The sequence below is a fragment of the Pseudomonas abietaniphila genome (genome assembly GCF_900100795.1).
In the GTDB taxonomy this organism is placed as follows: domain Bacteria; phylum Pseudomonadota; class Gammaproteobacteria; order Pseudomonadales; family Pseudomonadaceae; genus Aquipseudomonas; species Aquipseudomonas abietaniphila.
In genome coordinates, this window is record NZ_FNCO01000002.1 from 492,054 (window position 1) to 507,096 (window position 15,043).

General features: G+C 60.9%; 11 protein-coding genes. 3 read left to right on the forward strand and 8 right to left on the reverse strand.

Annotated elements, in window-relative coordinates; all coding sequences use genetic code 11:
* Positions 1-362: 362 nt before the first annotated feature.
* Entirely contained in the window at positions 363-1,208 is an 846-nt protein-coding gene (locus BLS87_RS05715; protein WP_074750929.1) for an SDR family oxidoreductase, read from the forward strand.
* A gap of 48 nt (positions 1,209-1,256) precedes the next feature.
* Here the strand turns inward: BLS87_RS05715 and BLS87_RS05720 are convergent, their stop codons facing one another.
* The 3 genes from BLS87_RS05720 to BLS87_RS05730 all read right to left on the reverse strand — a co-directional run bounded on the left by BLS87_RS05720 (position 1,257) and on the right by BLS87_RS05730 (position 4,217).
* Positions 1,257-2,285 carry an amidohydrolase family protein gene (locus tag BLS87_RS05720; protein ID WP_074750931.1) on the reverse strand — a complete coding sequence of 343 codons (1,029 nt, stop codon included), beginning with the start codon at positions 2,283-2,285 and terminating at the stop codon, positions 1,257-1,259.
* Between the two features lie 90 nt (positions 2,286-2,375).
* The gene (locus tag BLS87_RS05725) at positions 2,376-3,287 is read right to left on the reverse strand and encodes a LysR substrate-binding domain-containing protein (RefSeq protein ID WP_074750933.1); all 912 of its coding nucleotides are present in this window, start codon (positions 3,285-3,287) and stop codon (positions 2,376-2,378) included.
* A gap of 3 nt (positions 3,288-3,290) precedes the next feature.
* Positions 3,291-4,217, reverse strand: coding sequence for a quinone oxidoreductase family protein (locus BLS87_RS05730; protein WP_074750935.1), 927 nt, complete (start codon positions 4,215-4,217; stop codon positions 3,291-3,293).
* 238 nt (positions 4,218-4,455) lie between these two features.
* On the opposite strand from BLS87_RS05730, the gene BLS87_RS05735 reads away from it, so the two are divergent.
* Positions 4,456-8,028, forward strand: coding sequence for an indolepyruvate ferredoxin oxidoreductase family protein (locus tag BLS87_RS05735; protein WP_074750937.1), 3,573 nt, complete (start codon positions 4,456-4,458; stop codon positions 8,026-8,028).
* Between the two features lie 76 nt (positions 8,029-8,104).
* A complete protein-coding gene (locus BLS87_RS05740) occupies positions 8,105-8,749 on the forward strand; it encodes a TetR/AcrR family transcriptional regulator (protein ID WP_074750939.1) in 645 nt (214 codons plus the stop codon).
* Here the strand turns inward: BLS87_RS05740 and BLS87_RS05745 are convergent.
* From BLS87_RS05745 to BLS87_RS05765, 5 genes are read right to left on the reverse strand one after another with little or no spacing between them, the layout of a single operon-like run.
* A complete protein-coding gene (locus tag BLS87_RS05745; RefSeq protein ID WP_074750941.1) occupies positions 8,735-9,505 on the reverse strand; it encodes an SDR family NAD(P)-dependent oxidoreductase in 771 nt (256 codons plus the stop codon). The two genes, BLS87_RS05740 and BLS87_RS05745, sit on opposite strands and share 15 nt — an antisense overlap.
* A 24-nt stretch (positions 9,506-9,529) precedes the next feature.
* Positions 9,530-10,582 carry a phosphotransferase family protein gene (locus BLS87_RS05750; RefSeq protein WP_074750943.1) on the reverse strand — a complete coding sequence of 351 codons (1,053 nt, stop codon included), beginning with the start codon at positions 10,580-10,582 and terminating at the stop codon, positions 9,530-9,532.
* Positions 10,579-11,880 (reverse strand): acyl-CoA dehydrogenase family protein, encoded by a 1,302-nt coding sequence (locus tag BLS87_RS05755; RefSeq protein WP_074750945.1) that lies wholly within the window; start codon positions 11,878-11,880, stop codon positions 10,579-10,581. The genes BLS87_RS05750 and BLS87_RS05755 overlap by 4 nt, the downstream gene beginning before the upstream one ends.
* A 30-nt stretch (positions 11,881-11,910) precedes the next feature.
* Entirely contained in the window at positions 11,911-12,648 is a 738-nt protein-coding gene (locus tag BLS87_RS05760) for an SDR family NAD(P)-dependent oxidoreductase (RefSeq protein ID WP_074750947.1), read from the reverse strand.
* 32 nt (positions 12,649-12,680) lie between these two features.
* The gene (locus BLS87_RS05765) at positions 12,681-14,900 is read right to left on the reverse strand and encodes a CoA transferase (protein ID WP_074750949.1); all 2,220 of its coding nucleotides are present in this window, start codon (positions 14,898-14,900) and stop codon (positions 12,681-12,683) included.
* Positions 14,901-15,043 lie beyond the last annotated feature (143 nt).

Genomic DNA, 15,043 nt, shown 5'->3' on the forward strand with positions numbered 1-15,043 from the left:
AGGATAGATCGCTTTTCCATCTCAGGCCGGACGATTGGCCACTGAGGTTTGCATCCCCTCTGTTTACCGCTACCTCGTCAGCTGAAACTCAAGGTAAATGATCTGATCTCGAAATTCCACATAAAGATTCACATTCTCTATACAGAATCTACAAAATCGTTCAGCTTCCCCTTTCCCTGTCTTGCACAGTGCCGCTGCAGACGCAATACTGCACACAATAGTTATTAATGTTCAATTAAAGTTTTGATACGGATGTATCCAGGCATTTCCGCTGCAAGAACAGTTAATCGCTTCAGCCAGACAAGCTCTAGCCTGCCCTTCGAGGCGAAATGCGACACACCACTACAAAAAGAGAGAATTTGATGAATATCGACCTAAGCGCCAAACGCGTCATCGTCACCGGTGGTTCAAGAGGCATCGGCCTGGCAATCGCTAAAGCCTTCGCCGCCGAGGGCGCCCGCGTCGCGATCTGCGCCCGCAGCGAACAAGCGGTTAATGAAGCGGGCCAGGTTCTCGCGGCGCAGGCGCAAGCCGTCATCGCAAGGGCTGTGGATGTCACCGATACGGCTGCGGTGCAGGCATTCGTGTCAGAGGTGGTGAAGGCGTGGGGCGGGGTCGATGTGCTGGTCAATAACGCCGGTCAGGGACGCGGCGGCAATCTGGACAGCCTCACACCGGAAGCCATTCTCGAGCACGCCAATGTGTTGCAGATGGGCCATTTTCGTTTCGTCCAGGCGGTCGTCCCGCATATGCGTGAACAGCGATGGGGACGAATCATCGAAATAAATGCGCTGGCTGGCGCGATCCCGACACCGGACGGCATCCCGTCGGTGATCAACCGGGCGTCCTGCATCGCGCTGTCGAAAACCCTCGGCATGTCGCTGCCCAAGGACAACATTCTGGTGAACAGCCTGAACATGGGCTGGATCGACACCGGCCAATGGGACCGTCATTACAAGGAAATGGGCCCGGGCGTGAGCCGCGAGGAATTCGACGCAATGGTGATGAAGGTCGTCCCTCTAGGACGCTATGGCAAGCCTGAGGATGTCGCCGGAATGGCGCTGTTTCTGGCCAGCGAGTACGCGAGTTTTATAAGTGCGGCCTCGATCGATATCGCCGGGGGGATGGGCGGACAGATCGCCTACTTCCCTCAGCTCAAGCGTGACTTCGCCGCCATGATCAAGGCACGCAATGCCGATCGGCAATAAGACCTGATGAGGAACGAGCCGCGCCCGGCGCGGCTCGCATTAGCGCATTTACGCCTGGATCACCGGGGCGGGCACGCTCAATTTCAGTAGCTCTATCGCGTTGCTGCTGCGAATGCGTTCACGCTCTTGCTGGCTCAGCCCAAGGCCCTCTGTCAGGTCGCCATGATCGTATGCGCCGCCGAAGTTGGTGCCGTAAAGCAGTCGGTGGCTGCCCACCACTTCTGCCACGGCGCGACGCAGTGCCGGGGCATGGACGTCCAGGTCAAAGTAGAAGTTGTCCATGTAGTCCATCAGCGGACGTTTATTCCTTGAGTCCGGTGCCATGGCCCGATTGAGCTCGCTCATCCGCCCGAGCTGAAACACCGCCATACCGCCCGCATGAGTGATGTAGGTTTTGAGCTTGGGGAACACGTCCAGCGCACCGCCGTTGATCAAGTACCAGAAGAACAGGGTCTCATCCACGCAATCGCCGACGATCGAACTGGTCTCGAACTTGTCCTGCGTATGACGCTCGCCCAGCCAGATCGACTGGTTGTATCCGTGCACCATGATCGGCACATCAAGCTCGGACAGTTTTTCCCAGACTGGAAACAGTTTCTCGTCGTGGGCTTCTAGCCCGTTGAAATTGGCGCCTCCCACGCAGACGCCCTTGGCACCCAGGACCCTGACCGCACGGTCGATTTCCCGAGCTGCGGTCTCGGGCTCGGCAATGTTGGCGTGGCACCAGAAATCGAAATGCTCTGGATCGGCGCGACAGAACGCTGCGATCTCGTCATTGCAGATTCGCGCGTATTCGGAGCCGAACTCGCCAGCCCAATACATGAACGCGTGGGATGGCGTCGACAACACCAGCTTGTCGACGCCCCGCTCGGCCATGAGTGCCCGCCGGCTGGCATGGGTCATCCTGGCAAGCAGATTGGCCTCGGCTTCTTCGTCCGTGGCGGCTTTGGCGGGCTGTTTGGTGCCCAGGGAGAAATGCCCCACGGTCAGGCCCTGAGTCTTCATGAATGGCCCCCAGAACTCGTGCTGGTTGAGCATTCCCTTGGTGAGCAAATGTGCATGAACATCGATGAGCATGGTCTTCTCCTTCTTGTTGTAATGATCCAGGTTCACGGTTGATACCCGGCATTGCAGCGCCGGGCAGTGATCGAGCAAGGATGTTCACGGTCAACCGGTGCAGGCCATGATCAAAAATTGCCGGAAGGCCTGCGCCGGCTCGCTCAGGCTTTTCTGGGGGTGCCAGATCAACCCGAGCTCCATGGGCGGAATGGCGTCGGCCAGCGGGCGGATATCGATTTTCTTGCCCTCCAGCGACCAGGCCCGGTAGAGCATGTCGGATAGAATCGTCACCCCGAATCCATGGGCCACCAACCCGCGCAGCGCTTCCATCGATGAGGTGCGAAATGCGACCCGGGGCGTCAGGCCTTTTTCCTGCCAGTAACGCTCGGTGGACACCTGCCCCTCATCCACCGTGGCGAGGATGTACGCATGCTCCGCGACATCGTCCAGACGGGGTAAGGCCTCGCTCGCCAAGGGGTGCTGGTTGGAAAGCCAAAGCCGCCTGGGTGAACGGATCAGCACGCGGTGTTCGAAAACGTGCAGGTGTTGGGTGTTGGAGACGATGGTCAATCCCAGATCGAGGTCGCCCTGGGCAACAGCGCTTTCAATGTTCACGCGGTCCAGGTCCAGCAGATCGACTTCAATCTGCGGATAGCTGCGCTTGAACCTTGCCAGCAACGACGGCAGAAAATAGCCGAGCACCGTATACGACGCTCCGACCCGCACGCTCCCGGCAATGGCATGGCTCAGGAACAGCGGTTCACTCAAGGCGTCTTGCAGCGTCTCCAGAATATGCCGCGAATGCTGCACGAACTTGTGCCCTTCAGCTGTCAGCGCGACGCCATGAGGCAGCCGATCGAACAGACTTACCCCCAGAACCTCTTCGAGTTGCAGCACCGCAGCGGTCACCGCCGATTGCGACACGTGAACCCTCAATGCTGCCTGAGAGAACTGACCCGCGTCGGCTGCGGCCACGAAGTAGCGCAACTGACGCAGGGAGACGTCGCTGGTTCGCGCCATCGGTCAACCGCGAATCCGCGCAGTGATCTTGGCGTGCGGACCTGAGACCTGATCGGCCCAGGCCTGACCTGCCTGCTCCAGGGTGTAGTCAGCGTAATCGACGTGAATCTGCTGTTCCCGCGCAGTGCGCAGCAGACGCTCCCAGATTTGTCGGCGGTCCGTCGGAGGTCGTTGACCGGTGCCGATACAGGATAGGTTTCGAAACAGCAGGTCGGCGATATCCAGTTCGATCTTGCGCCCGGCACCGGTGCCGATCGTCATGATCCGCGCACCACGGTTGGTAGCTTTCAGCGACGACAGCAGCGGCTGACCGCACACCAGATCCAGAACCACGTCGAAGCCACCGTCCGCCGCGTCTTTCAAGGCAGCACTGTCATCGTCTCCGCCAAGGCGTACTACTTCATCGGCGAACCCTCGGGACTTGAGCCCCGCCAAGGCTTCAGCGGACCGGGCAGCACCCACGACGCGCCCGGCACCCAGAAGCCGTGCCAGTTGCAAGGCAATCAACCCCAGGGTTCCGGTCGCGCCCAGGATCAATACTTTTTCGCCTTTTTGAATGTTCGCCAGCTCCAGAGGCACGACCGCACCTGTCGCTGCGATGCCCATGCTGATCGCAGTCTTGTCATCTACGTCGTCCGGCACGTTCCAGACCTCTTCGGTCGGCACCAGGGTGCGTTCGGCCCAGGCGCCGAATGGCTGCACCGAACGTTCTCCGAAGTACACGCGCTTGCCATCCACGGTGCGACCGACGCCCTCGCCTCGAATGACACAGGGGTAGCTGACGCCCAGTCGGTAAGCGCCAAGGACATCCCAGCCACCCAGCCCGGCAGTGTCCATATCGATCAGCACGCAACCTTCCTGGGGTTGTGGTTCGGGAAATTCCTCGACGACCGGTGGGGCATTGCGTTCATGAATGACAGCAGCTCGCATGGATCGGACTCCTCTTGTTGTTGTAGTCAGCAATCGATTCGAGCGAAATAGTAGAACAGATTTCGTGATTGTGTCTCATATTTTAATGCGCTACGTTAGGTGCCTGGCTTCAGGTATCGATTTTTCAAATAGCGCCGGCGCAATTTTGTGATTTTACGATCCGCGTCCCCGTTGCCAGACTCGGCGCCATAACAGCTCTGCCCTCGACGGCAGGCAGATAACAAGACCGGAGAACGCCATGTCCGCAACACCGTCCTTGGAAGACAAATACGTTCAGCTCACCGGCAAGGTTCTGCTGACAGGCGTTCAGGCGCTGGTCCGCTTGCCCCTGATGCAGCGCCAGCGCGATCTCGCCAAGGGCCTGAACACCGCCGGCTTCATTTCCGGTTACCGCGGCTCCCCTCTGGGTGGCTTCGATCAGGCATTGTGGAAGGCTCGCGATCACCTGAAGGCGCACCACACTGTCTTCAATCCGGGCGTCAACGAAGACCTGGCGGCGACCTCGGTCTGGGGCACCCAGCAGGTGAGCATTTTCGAAGGCGCGACCTACGATGGTGTGTTCGGCATGTGGTACGGCAAGGGGCCGGGAGTGGATCGCTGCGGCGATGTGTTCCGCCATGCCAACGCTGCAGGGACCTCCCGATTCGGCGGGGTGCTCGCGGTGGCTGGCGACGATCATGGAGCGCGCAGCTCGTCTCTGCCTCATCAGACCGAGCACGTGTTCAAGGCGGTAATGATGCCGGTGCTGGCGCCTTCCGGCGTGCAGGAGTATCTGGACTACGGACTTCACGGCTGGGCCATGTCGCGATACTCCGGTTGCTGGGTGGCGTTGAAGGCGGTAGCCGATACCGTAGAAAGCGCCGCCATTGTCGACCTTGACCCGGACCGAGTGCAGCCGGTCATTCCGGACATTCCCCTGCCCGAGGGCGGTTTGAATATTCGCTGGCCCGACCCGCCACTGGCCCAGGAAAAACGCCTGCTGGAACACAAGCTGTATGCAGCGCTGGCCTACGCGCGTGCCAACCGGCTCGACCAGGTGGTCATGGACGCCGAGAAACCCAGGATCGGCATCATCACCTCCGGCAAGTCCTATCTGGACGTGTGTCAGGCGCTGAAGATGCTGGGTATCGACGATGCGCTCGCCCAACAGATCGGGCTGCGGGTCTACAAGGTAGGGATGATCTGGCCGCTGGACGCCGAGGGTGTGCGGCACTTCGCCGAAGGACTGGAAGAGATCATCGTGGTGGAGGAAAAGCGTCACTTGCTGGAGTACCAGCTCAAGGAAGAACTTTACAACTGGCGCGAAGACGTTCGGCCGCGCATCGTTGGCAAATTCGACGACAAAGGCGAATGGAGCCTGCCACATACCGGTTGGTTGCTTCCCGCCGTGGGCGAGCTGACGCCATCGCAGATCGCTCGCGCCCTGGCGCGACGCATATTGCGTGTTCACCAGAGCGGCCCGCTGCAGGTGCGGCTGGCGGTACTGGACGCGCAACTGGCAAATTGCAGCGCCCCCGCCAACCTGATGGAGCGTGTGCCCCATTACTGCTCTGGCTGCCCGCATAACACCTCGACCAAGGTCCCCGAAGGCAGCCGCGCGCTGGCTGGCATCGGCTGTCATTACATGGCCGCGTGGATCTATCCGCAGACCCAGACCTTCAGCCAGATGGGCGGCGAAGGTGCCGCATGGATCGGCCAGGCGCCGTTTACCCGTACCCCACATGTATTCGCCAATTTGGGCGACGGCACTTATTTCCATTCGGGACTGCTGGCGATTCGTGCAGCAGTCGCGGCGAAAGTGCCGATTACCTACAAGATTCTCTATAACGACGCAGTGGCCATGACCGGCGGGCAGCCTGTCGACGGCACCTTGAGTGTGTCCCGGATCAGCCGTCAACTCGCCGCCGAGGGTGTGCAGCGAATCGTCGTCGTGACCGACGAAATCGAGCGCTACGAGGACATTACCGACCTGGCCGCGGATGTGCCCGTCTACCACCGCGAACGCATGGATGAAATCCAGCAACAGCTTCGTGAATACCCTGGCGTGTCCGCCCTGATCTACGACCAGACCTGCGCTGCCGAAAAACGTCGTCGGCGCAAGCGCGGCAAGTTCGCCGATCCGGCGCGTCGAGTGATCATCAACGAATCGGTATGCGAAGGCTGCGGCGACTGCAGCAGCCAATCCAATTGCATGTCTGTGGTGCCGGTAGAGACCGAGTTCGGTCGCAAGCGGGAAATAGACCAATCGTCCTGCAACAAGGATTTCACCTGCCTCTCAGGCTTTTGCCCGAGCTTCGTCACCGTAGAAGGCGCAAAGCCGCGCAAACCCAAGGCGCTCGCCAGCAGCGCCGAAGAGCAGTGGGTACTCCCTGCCCCGCTGTCTCAGCCGCTCGATCAGCCCTACAGCATTCTGGTAACGGGGGTTGGCGGCACAGGTGTCGTCACCATCGGAGCGTTGCTTGGGATGGCAGCGTTCATCGAGGGCAAAGGCGTGCTGAATCTGGACATGGCCGGCATGGCGCAGAAAGGTGGCGCAGTCTGGTCGCACATCCGCATTGCCCAACGTCAGGAGCAACTCTATGCGCCGCGGATTGCCGAGGGCGAAGCCGACTTGCTGCTCGGCTGCGATCTGGTGGTGAGCGCCAACGCCGAAACGCTGGTCAAACTGCGTCAGGGAGTGACCCACGCGCTGATCAACTCCGAACAGAGCGTGACCAGCGCATTCGTGCGCAGCTTCGCCAGACAGGCTGAAAGCGGCGACCTGTTCAGTCATCCCGATCCGGTGTTTCGTACATCCGACATGTCCCGGCAAATCAGCGAGGCCGTGGGCGCACAGGGCACGGTGTTCGTCGATGCCAGTGAGCTGGCTACCGCCTTGCTGGGCGACTCCATCGCGACCAACACCTTCATGCTCGGCTTCGCCTATCAGAAAGGCTGGCTCCCTGTGGGAGAACCAGCGTTGATGCAAGCCATCGAACTCAACGGCACGGCGGTGGAATTCAATCGCATGGCTTTCCTCTGGGGCCGGCGCGCTGCAGTGGATATGCCGCGCCTGGTTTCACGGCTGGAAAAACTCAAGGTGCAGGGAACAGATCGTGAAGTGGTGCAAACCCTCGAACAACGCATCGAGCGTCGCGTCGATTACCTCACGAACTATCAGAATGGCGCTTACGCCAGCCGCTATCGTAAGGGCGTGAAGCGCTTCATTCAGGCCGAAACTGCGCTGACGGGCAAACCCGGCGTACTGACCGAAGCAGTGGCTCGTCATTACTTCAAGGTCCTGGCGATCAAGGACGAATATGAAGTCGCGCGGTTGTATAGCAACGGCGATTTCCTGAAGAAGGTTCAAGCGGGTTTCGAAGGTGATTACAGTCTGCGGTTTCACCTCGCCCCCCCACTGCTGCACAAGGTGGTCGATGGTCTGGCACCGAAAAAAAGCAGTTACGGGCCCTGGATGATGACGGGCTTCAAGGTGCTGGCCGGACTCAAGTTTCTGCGCAACACCTGGCTCGACCCTTTTGCTCGTACCCACGAACGCAAAGTCGAACTGCAATGGCTGGCCGATTACGAGTCCGTCCTCGACGAGCTACTTGACCAACTGAGCAATGACAATCTGGAACTCGCCGTTTCACTCGCAAACCTGCCTGACGCAGTGCGTGGCTTTGGCCCCGTACGAGAGCGCTATCTGACCCATGCGCGGCAGCGTCTTGCCGTATTGCTGGAGCAATGGCATGGAGGTGACGCGCAAACCGCAGGCGCGGGCGGGGTGATCGAAGTGCAGCCGGCACGGATTCGCGTGACCCAGCTGTAAGCCAAGCTGTGCCAGGCGGTCAGCAGGCCGTCTGGTATCTGTTCACAGTCCACAGTTCTTTTTCGAGGTGCAATTCATGCAGGCTCTCGCAACGCAAGACGTGATGCCAACCGATGCGCCACTTTCGCCCCACGAACAGATCCGCACCACAGCCCTGCAGTTGTTCGTCGAGTACGGGTTTCAGTCTGTCAGCCTTCGTCAGCTGGCGACCGCTGTCGGCATGCAGGCGGGCTCGCTTTATAACCACATCGAGAGCAAGGCTGCGCTGCTTTTCGAGTTGATCGAGGAGTATGAGACCAACATGCTGCAGGTCCTGCCAGGAAAGCTGATGATCCTGTGTGACCCGCTCAAGGCGCTGAACGCGTTCATCAAGAGCCACGTCGCGTTCACCGTCGAACATCGCCAACGCTGGTTGCTCGCTCGTCTGGAGTACCGCTGCCTGACGGCCTGCCAGCAGAAAAGTGTTCAAGCCTTGCGCGATGAAACCGCCGAGCGCCTCGGCGCTATCCTGCAGGCAGGCATGGACCAGGAGCGCTTCATGAAAGTGCCCATCAAGACAATGGTCCCGTGCATGCTGGCGATGCTCAACGAGATCAGCAGCTGGCACAGCCCCGGCCACACCCCTTCCCTGACCGCCACCGTGGGATTGCACACGAAGATGATCCACGGTGTGCTGCTGCCCACATCGGTCGAACCCTTCGCAGACTCAGCTCAGCATTAGCATACCGCCGTCCACGGGCAGGGTTTGCCCGGTGATGAAACGTGATCCGTCGCCCGCGAGAAACACCAGCATGGGCGCAAGGTCCTTACGCGCATCACCGAGCCGCCCACCCAGAGGAATGTGCGTTGCCATGAAGGCGTCGTGATGCTGAAGCTGCTCCGGGTTCATGCTCGCTCTCGTAGCGTCGTACATGGGTGTCCACATGGCCGGGGCAATGGCATTTACGGTAATGCCCAGCGGCCCCCACTCACGGGCAACGGTCCGAGTCCAGGCCAGCACGGCACCTTTGCTCGCGGCGTAGTGCGCCTTGCCCGGCTGACCGATGACACCGGCGGCAGAGGCGAAATTGATGATGCGGCCGCCCGATTCTTTCATCAGCGCGTGCGCTGCCCGATTGGTCAGGAACGTACCCCTGGCATTCACCGCGAACACCTGCTCCCACTGATCCAGTTCGATGTCCTGCGCCATGGCGTTCGGTGCAATGCCGGCTGCATGCACGAGCACGTCCAGACCGCCCAGTCGCTCGGCAGCCCAGGCAAACGCCTCGTCCACCGATCGGCTTTGGGCAATATCGCAATGGCGGTGAAAGGCCCATCCCGGCCCCTGCTCGTCCTCGACGTCGACGCGGTTACCTATGTCCAGGCTAATGACATGAGCCCCCTGCTCCACATAGGCGCTGACTACCGCTGCGCCGATACCCCGTGCACCGCCGGTGACGATGATTTTCTTGCCGACGAGCTGCCTGTCAGTTGCCATTTACCTGCCTCCGGTTCAAAGCCTTCATGATTTCTTCGCGATGCGCATCCGGGCCTGTTCGAAAAGGCGCACGGCGCTGGCGTGATGGGTCAATGCGGTGTCCATCGTGGATTTCCCCGCACAGGCCCGCGCATAGCTGCCTTCGAGCAGAATACCGAGCTTGAAACCGGCGAGCACGATGTACCAGTCCAGGTTGTCCAGGTTGCGTGCAGTGCCGTTGCGATAGCGCTCGACCAGCTCTTGCGCAGTCGCAAAACCTTCCCATGGCTGTACATGAATGGTTCCCGCGCCCCGCCCGTCTGCGCCAGGCCAGGTGACCAGCAGCCAGCCGAGGTCCAGCAATGGATCGCCAATGGTGGTCAGTTCCCAATCGACAATTGCAGCGACCTGCGCGGTGGTATCGCTGAACATCACGTTGTTGAGGTGATAGTCGCCATGCAGGATTCCCGGAGCAAACTGCGCCGGACAGTGCTGCTCCAGCCATTGCGCGATGATGTTCAGCCCCGGCAGACCTTCGGCTCCGGGCCAGCCCTGGTAATCCTGGTAGCCTTGCAGTTGCGACAACCAGCGCTCAACCTGACGCTGCAGAAAGCCCTCGGGTTTGCCGAAACCATCGAGCCCCACCTGCCGGTAGTCGACCTCGCCAAGCCTGAGCAACGCGTCAACCATGGCAAAACCCATTTGTCGACGAATGCCGGGGTCGCTGGCATGCAGCGCGGGCATTCCAGCAGACGCATTGAAGCCCGCGACAGGCTCCATGAGATAAAAGCCGGCCCCCAGAACCGAAACGTCGTCACAGGCAGCGATCAATCCCGCATGGGGCACCGACGTGCCGGCCAGAGCGGCGAGCACCCGCGCTTCGCGTGCGATCGTCTTGCTGCCGTCCTGACGGGGATGCATTGGCGGGCGGCGCAGCACGTATTCCCGTCCCTCTCGCGAAAAGCGCAACAGCAGGTTCTGGGTGCCTCCGGCCAGGCGTCGAGGGTGTTCAATAGCCCCGCTACCCAACCCTTGCCGATCCATCCATGCAGCCAGTCGGTTGATATCGATCAGCGGCTCCCAGCCAGTGCCGGTCATGCATCACCTTCGGCACGTGCCAGGGGCTGCAACACCTCGTGAAATTTCGCGCGCGCGGCACGGGCCGCAGTAGGCCGGTGACAGGTGGGAAACATCTCGGTTTCGGGGCTGTAGTCGCGTAGCAGCTGTTTTGCCAGGGTAATTTTGTGCACCTCGGTCGGGCCATCCGCCAGGCCCATTTGAAAGGAGCGAATGATCAACCCGGCGAATGGCATCTCGTCGCTCACCCCAAGGCATCCATGGACCTGCAACGCCCGTGCGGCGATGTCGTGCAGGACCTTGGGCATCGCGGCTTTGACGGCGGCAATGTCTTTGCGGACCTTGAGGTAATCCTGATACTTGTCGATACGCCAAGCGGTACGCATGACCAACAGACGAAATTGCTCAAGCTCGATCCAGGAATCGGCGATTTTCTCCTGAACCAGTTGTTTGTCTGCCAGCCGGCTGCCCTGCGTGCTGCGCGACAAGGCCCGCTGACACATGGCATCGAGCGCTTTTTGGGCCTGGCCGATGACGCGCATTGCATGGTGCACGCGCCCGCCACCCAGCCTGACCTGCGCCACCACAAAGGCCTGGCCTGGCTCACCCAGCATGCTGTCGGCAGAAAGCCGCACATCGTTGAGTTTCAGGTAGGCATGGGTCGCCTGTGGGTCGTCGGCGATACCCACGTTGCGCTCGATGATCAGTCCCGGCGTATCGGCTGGCACGATGAACATCGACATTCCACCGTGGGCACCGAGTTCGGGATCGGTGACGGCCATGACGATCAGGAAAGCGGCGTAACGCGCATTGGATGCGAACCACTTTTCACCGTTGAGCACCCACTGATCTCCCTCACGGATGGCTCGCGTAGTGAAGACATTCGGGTCCGCGCCCCCCTGCGGTTCGGTCATGGCGAAACAGGAGACGATCGATCCATTCAGCAGCGGTTGCAGATAGCGGCGTTTCTGCTCGGCACTGCCGAAATGCGCGAGAATCTCGCCATTGCCGGAATCCGGTGCCTGACAGCCGAACACAATGGGCGCGAACAATGCGCGTCCAAGAATCTCGTTGATCAATGCCAGGCGAACCTGCCCGTAGCCAGCCCCTCCCAGTTCAGGCCCCAGATGACAGGCCCACAGGCGACGTTCGCGTACCTGCGCCTGTAGAGGAGGAACCAGCCGCTTGAACAGCGGATCGTGGATATTCCAGGGGCTGCCCAATACATGTTCCAGGGGCTCGACTTCCTCGCGAACGAAGTGGTCGATCCAGTCCAGTTCTGCCTGAAAATCGGCGTCGGTTTCAAAATCCCAGGCCATGGGCCCTCCTTGTCTGTTCGCAGCCGTGAGTCAAGCCAGGAGCATTCCGCCGTCGACCAGCAACGTCTGGCCGAGCATGTAACCGGCCAAGGGCGATGCGAGAAAGAGCGCGACATTGGCCATGTCCTGCGGAGTTCCAAGACGCCCCAGCGGAATGGTCCGAAGTGCGCCTTCAAGGCGTTTGGGGTTGTCGGTGGTGATGCGCGTCAGCTTGGTCTCCACCAGGCCCGGCGCTATGCCGTTGACCCGGATGCCATCGCGCGCCCACGCCTCGCCCAGGGTTCGGGTCAGCCCGAACGCTCCGGTCTTGGAGGCGTTGTAGGCCGGATTGCCGCGCGTGGAATGAAAAGCCGCCGCGGAACTGATGACGATCATTGCCCCCCTGGCTGCCTTAAGATGCGGATGAAATTTTTGCGCGCAGATCATCAGGCTGGTGAGGTTGACGTCGAGTACCCGGCGAAAGCCTTCGGGCTCGAACTCCTGCCGGTCGTACAGCACAGTGCCCTGCGCCTGAACCAGCACATCCAGCCGTTCGAACGGCACGGGTGCGGCATCGATCTGCGAAGCCTGAGCCACGTCGACCTGGTGGTAATGCAAACCTTCGAGACCGGAATCCGGGGAATCGGCATAGTCGGCTGCGCAGCCACGTGTGCCCCACACATGGACCTGGGCACCCCGCTCAAGAAAGCTGCGAGCGATGCCATTGCCAATGCCGCTGGAGCCGCCGATGACCAGCACAGTCCTGCCGCTGAAATCCAGTTCCCCCATGATGTTTTTCCTCCCAATGACCCGCTCGGTGTTTATGCGCGCAACAACCCGGCGTCGATCAGACGCTGCTGCTGGACGTCGTCAAATCCCATCTGCATCAGTACCTCGCGGCTGTGCTGGCCCAGCGCTGGCGGCGCGCGATCGAGCGCCAGTGGCAGGTCGGCGAAGTCCCAGAACGCACCGACCTGCTGCAGGTGCCCATAGATGGGATGTGGATAATGGGCGTGCAGGCCAGCGGCTGCGTTCAACGGGTCATCGAGGAAGGCATCCAGTTGCGCTTCACGCACGGCTTCGACCGCAATGCCGTGGCGCTTCAGTTGAGTGATCGCCTGGTTGCGCGTACGGGTCAGAAACCAGACACCGGGGTCGGCGCCCAACAACGTCAGCAAACGCTGAGCCTCGTCGTCTTCCAGTGCCGCCACTGCCAGCCAGGCGTTATCGCCACACAAATACAGGCGATGGGTCACGCTCACCCCGGCCTGCGCGCTGTCCAGCACCTCCACTGCGCGGATCGAACCGTCGTCCAGCGCCACGGCTTCGGCCATCGTCAACAGCGTCGCGCCCAACAGCGAAGAGGCGACCATCTGCCCTCTTCCTGTACGGTTGCGGGCATACAGCCCCAGCAAAAGCGCGTACAGCGATGAAAGACCTGCGAAGAAATCGCCGACCCCGAAACGCAGCCACTGGGGCGGATTACCCTCGCCACCCTGAGCGGTTTCCCATCCGGCGGACGCTTGCATGAGTTGGTCGAAACCCGGCCAGTCCGCTCGAGGTCCCTGGGGGCCGTAGGCGCTGACGTGGCAGTAGAGGAGTGTCGGATTCAGCGCCTTGAGATGCTCGTAATCGATCTTGAGCTTGTGTGCGGCAGGCAGGCGCATGTTGTGATGAACCACATCGGCCCAGCGCACCAGCGCCTCGACCACCGGCTGGGTCGCTGGATCGCCGAGCTTCAATGCAACGCCGCGCTTGCCGCGCTGGGTGCCGCTGAACGTCCGCTCAAGGCGGCGCATGGCATCGCCGCTCGGGGGCTCGACCTTGATCACATCCGCGCCCAGATCGGCCAACAGCATGCAGGCGAACGGCCCGGCGAGATAGGCACCCAGATCCAGCACTTTCAAGCCTTGCAGCGGCGGTAGATCACAAGGGGGTGTGTCGGCCACGGCGGGCGTCGGCGAACGAACTTCGATACTGGCGATATCTTCGCTGTGAAGCCGCAGCGGCCCGCGCAACCTCGCAGCCGGTTCAATCGAATAACAAGGTCCGGGTTGCAGAGTCTTGCCCAGCAGCGGATCGTCGACTTGCACGACGTAGCCGTTAGCCTTTGCCTGCTCGTCGAAATAAATGGCGCCAAAGGGTGCGGCGATCTGCGCCGCCACATCCGACTGCCATAGGTGCTCCACCCATTCTTGAGCCGGGCGCGTGGCAAAAATGTTCCGGTTGGCGCCGAAGTTGGGCGCTACGTGACTCTCCGGGCAGGCTGCATTGAGTCTCGTCACTTCATCGGGGCCCAACCGCTCAAGCGCCTGCGCCATCAGCGGCGCCTTGTCCGGCGAGTAATGCACATGCAGCCAGCGCCCATCACTGCAGCGATGCAACGGAATGGGAATGTGCTTGTCCAGTCCCTTGGCAAAAACCGGCGTTGGGCTCTCGGCTCTGGACCAGTGCATGCTCATGGGAACCAGAGCCGCCTGCGCAAGGCTGGTATGAGCGGCACCGCCACGGCCATCCCGGTCCCGCGCAATCAGCCGCGCCATGACGCCGACCACGCATAACCAGCAGGCGATCCAATTCGCATAGGGCATGCGCACGAACACTGGGCCGGTGCGATGCCCCGGCTGCTCATCAAGCAAGCCCAGACGCGCCAGCACCAATGTCTCCCTCGGCACCGCCTCGGCCAGTGCATGACGCTGTGGCCAGCCGCCAATCGCCGAGACAACCAGCGACGGAAACAGCCGCCTCAACGAGTCATCATCAACCCCGTTTGCGCTCGCCTGCGCGGGGGTGAGTTCGTGAATGAACACATCTGCGCCGCTCAACAACGTCAACAACTCTTCGAACGACGAAAGCGATACCGTGCGCTTGCCACGGTCGAGCACGGAAAACAGAGCGCCCTTACGCCTGAACGGTCGCGCGGCCAGTTCGACCTTGATCACCTCGGCACCCGCTTCGCTGAGTTGCAGCCCCGCCGCCGAACCGGCGATGCCCTCGCAAAACTCGATCACGCGTAACGAATCCAGCACTCCATTTTTCATCTTTTCCTACCCGAACTTTGATTCCGCTGCGAGGCCCGTCTCCGCCTCGGAGTGGCGAGCGCCTCAATGGAATTCAGGAATAGCACAATTCCACAACAGGAATAGCGTTCTCAATAGGAAATAAACGACATGAATATGCCCGG

Excerpts from the sequence above, each read along its gene's own strand:
- BLS87_RS05715 (WP_074750929.1), top strand. The coding sequence starts at position 363 with ATGAATATCGACCTAAGCGCCAAACGCGTCATCGTCACCGGTGGTTCA.
- BLS87_RS05720 (WP_074750931.1), bottom strand. The coding sequence starts at position 2,285 with ATGCTCATCGATGTTCATGCACATTTGCTCACCAAGGGAATGCTCAAC.
- BLS87_RS05725 (WP_074750933.1), bottom strand. The coding sequence starts at position 3,287 with ATGGCGCGAACCAGCGACGTCTCCCTGCGTCAGTTGCGCTACTTCGTG.
- BLS87_RS05730 (WP_074750935.1), bottom strand. The coding sequence starts at position 4,217 with ATGCGAGCTGCTGTCATTCATGAACGCAATGCCCCACCGGTCGTCGAG.
- BLS87_RS05735 (WP_074750937.1), top strand. The coding sequence starts at position 4,456 with ATGTCCGCAACACCGTCCTTGGAAGACAAATACGTTCAGCTCACCGGC.
- BLS87_RS05740 (WP_074750939.1), top strand. The coding sequence starts at position 8,105 with ATGCAGGCTCTCGCAACGCAAGACGTGATGCCAACCGATGCGCCACTT.
- BLS87_RS05745 (WP_074750941.1), bottom strand. The coding sequence starts at position 9,505 with ATGGCAACTGACAGGCAGCTCGTCGGCAAGAAAATCATCGTCACCGGC.
- BLS87_RS05750 (WP_074750943.1), bottom strand. The coding sequence starts at position 10,582 with ATGACCGGCACTGGCTGGGAGCCGCTGATCGATATCAACCGACTGGCT.
- BLS87_RS05755 (WP_074750945.1), bottom strand. The coding sequence starts at position 11,880 with ATGGCCTGGGATTTTGAAACCGACGCCGATTTTCAGGCAGAACTGGAC.
- BLS87_RS05760 (WP_074750947.1), bottom strand. The coding sequence starts at position 12,648 with ATGGGGGAACTGGATTTCAGCGGCAGGACTGTGCTGGTCATCGGCGGC.
- BLS87_RS05765 (WP_074750949.1), bottom strand. The coding sequence starts at position 14,900 with ATGAAAAATGGAGTGCTGGATTCGTTACGCGTGATCGAGTTTTGCGAG.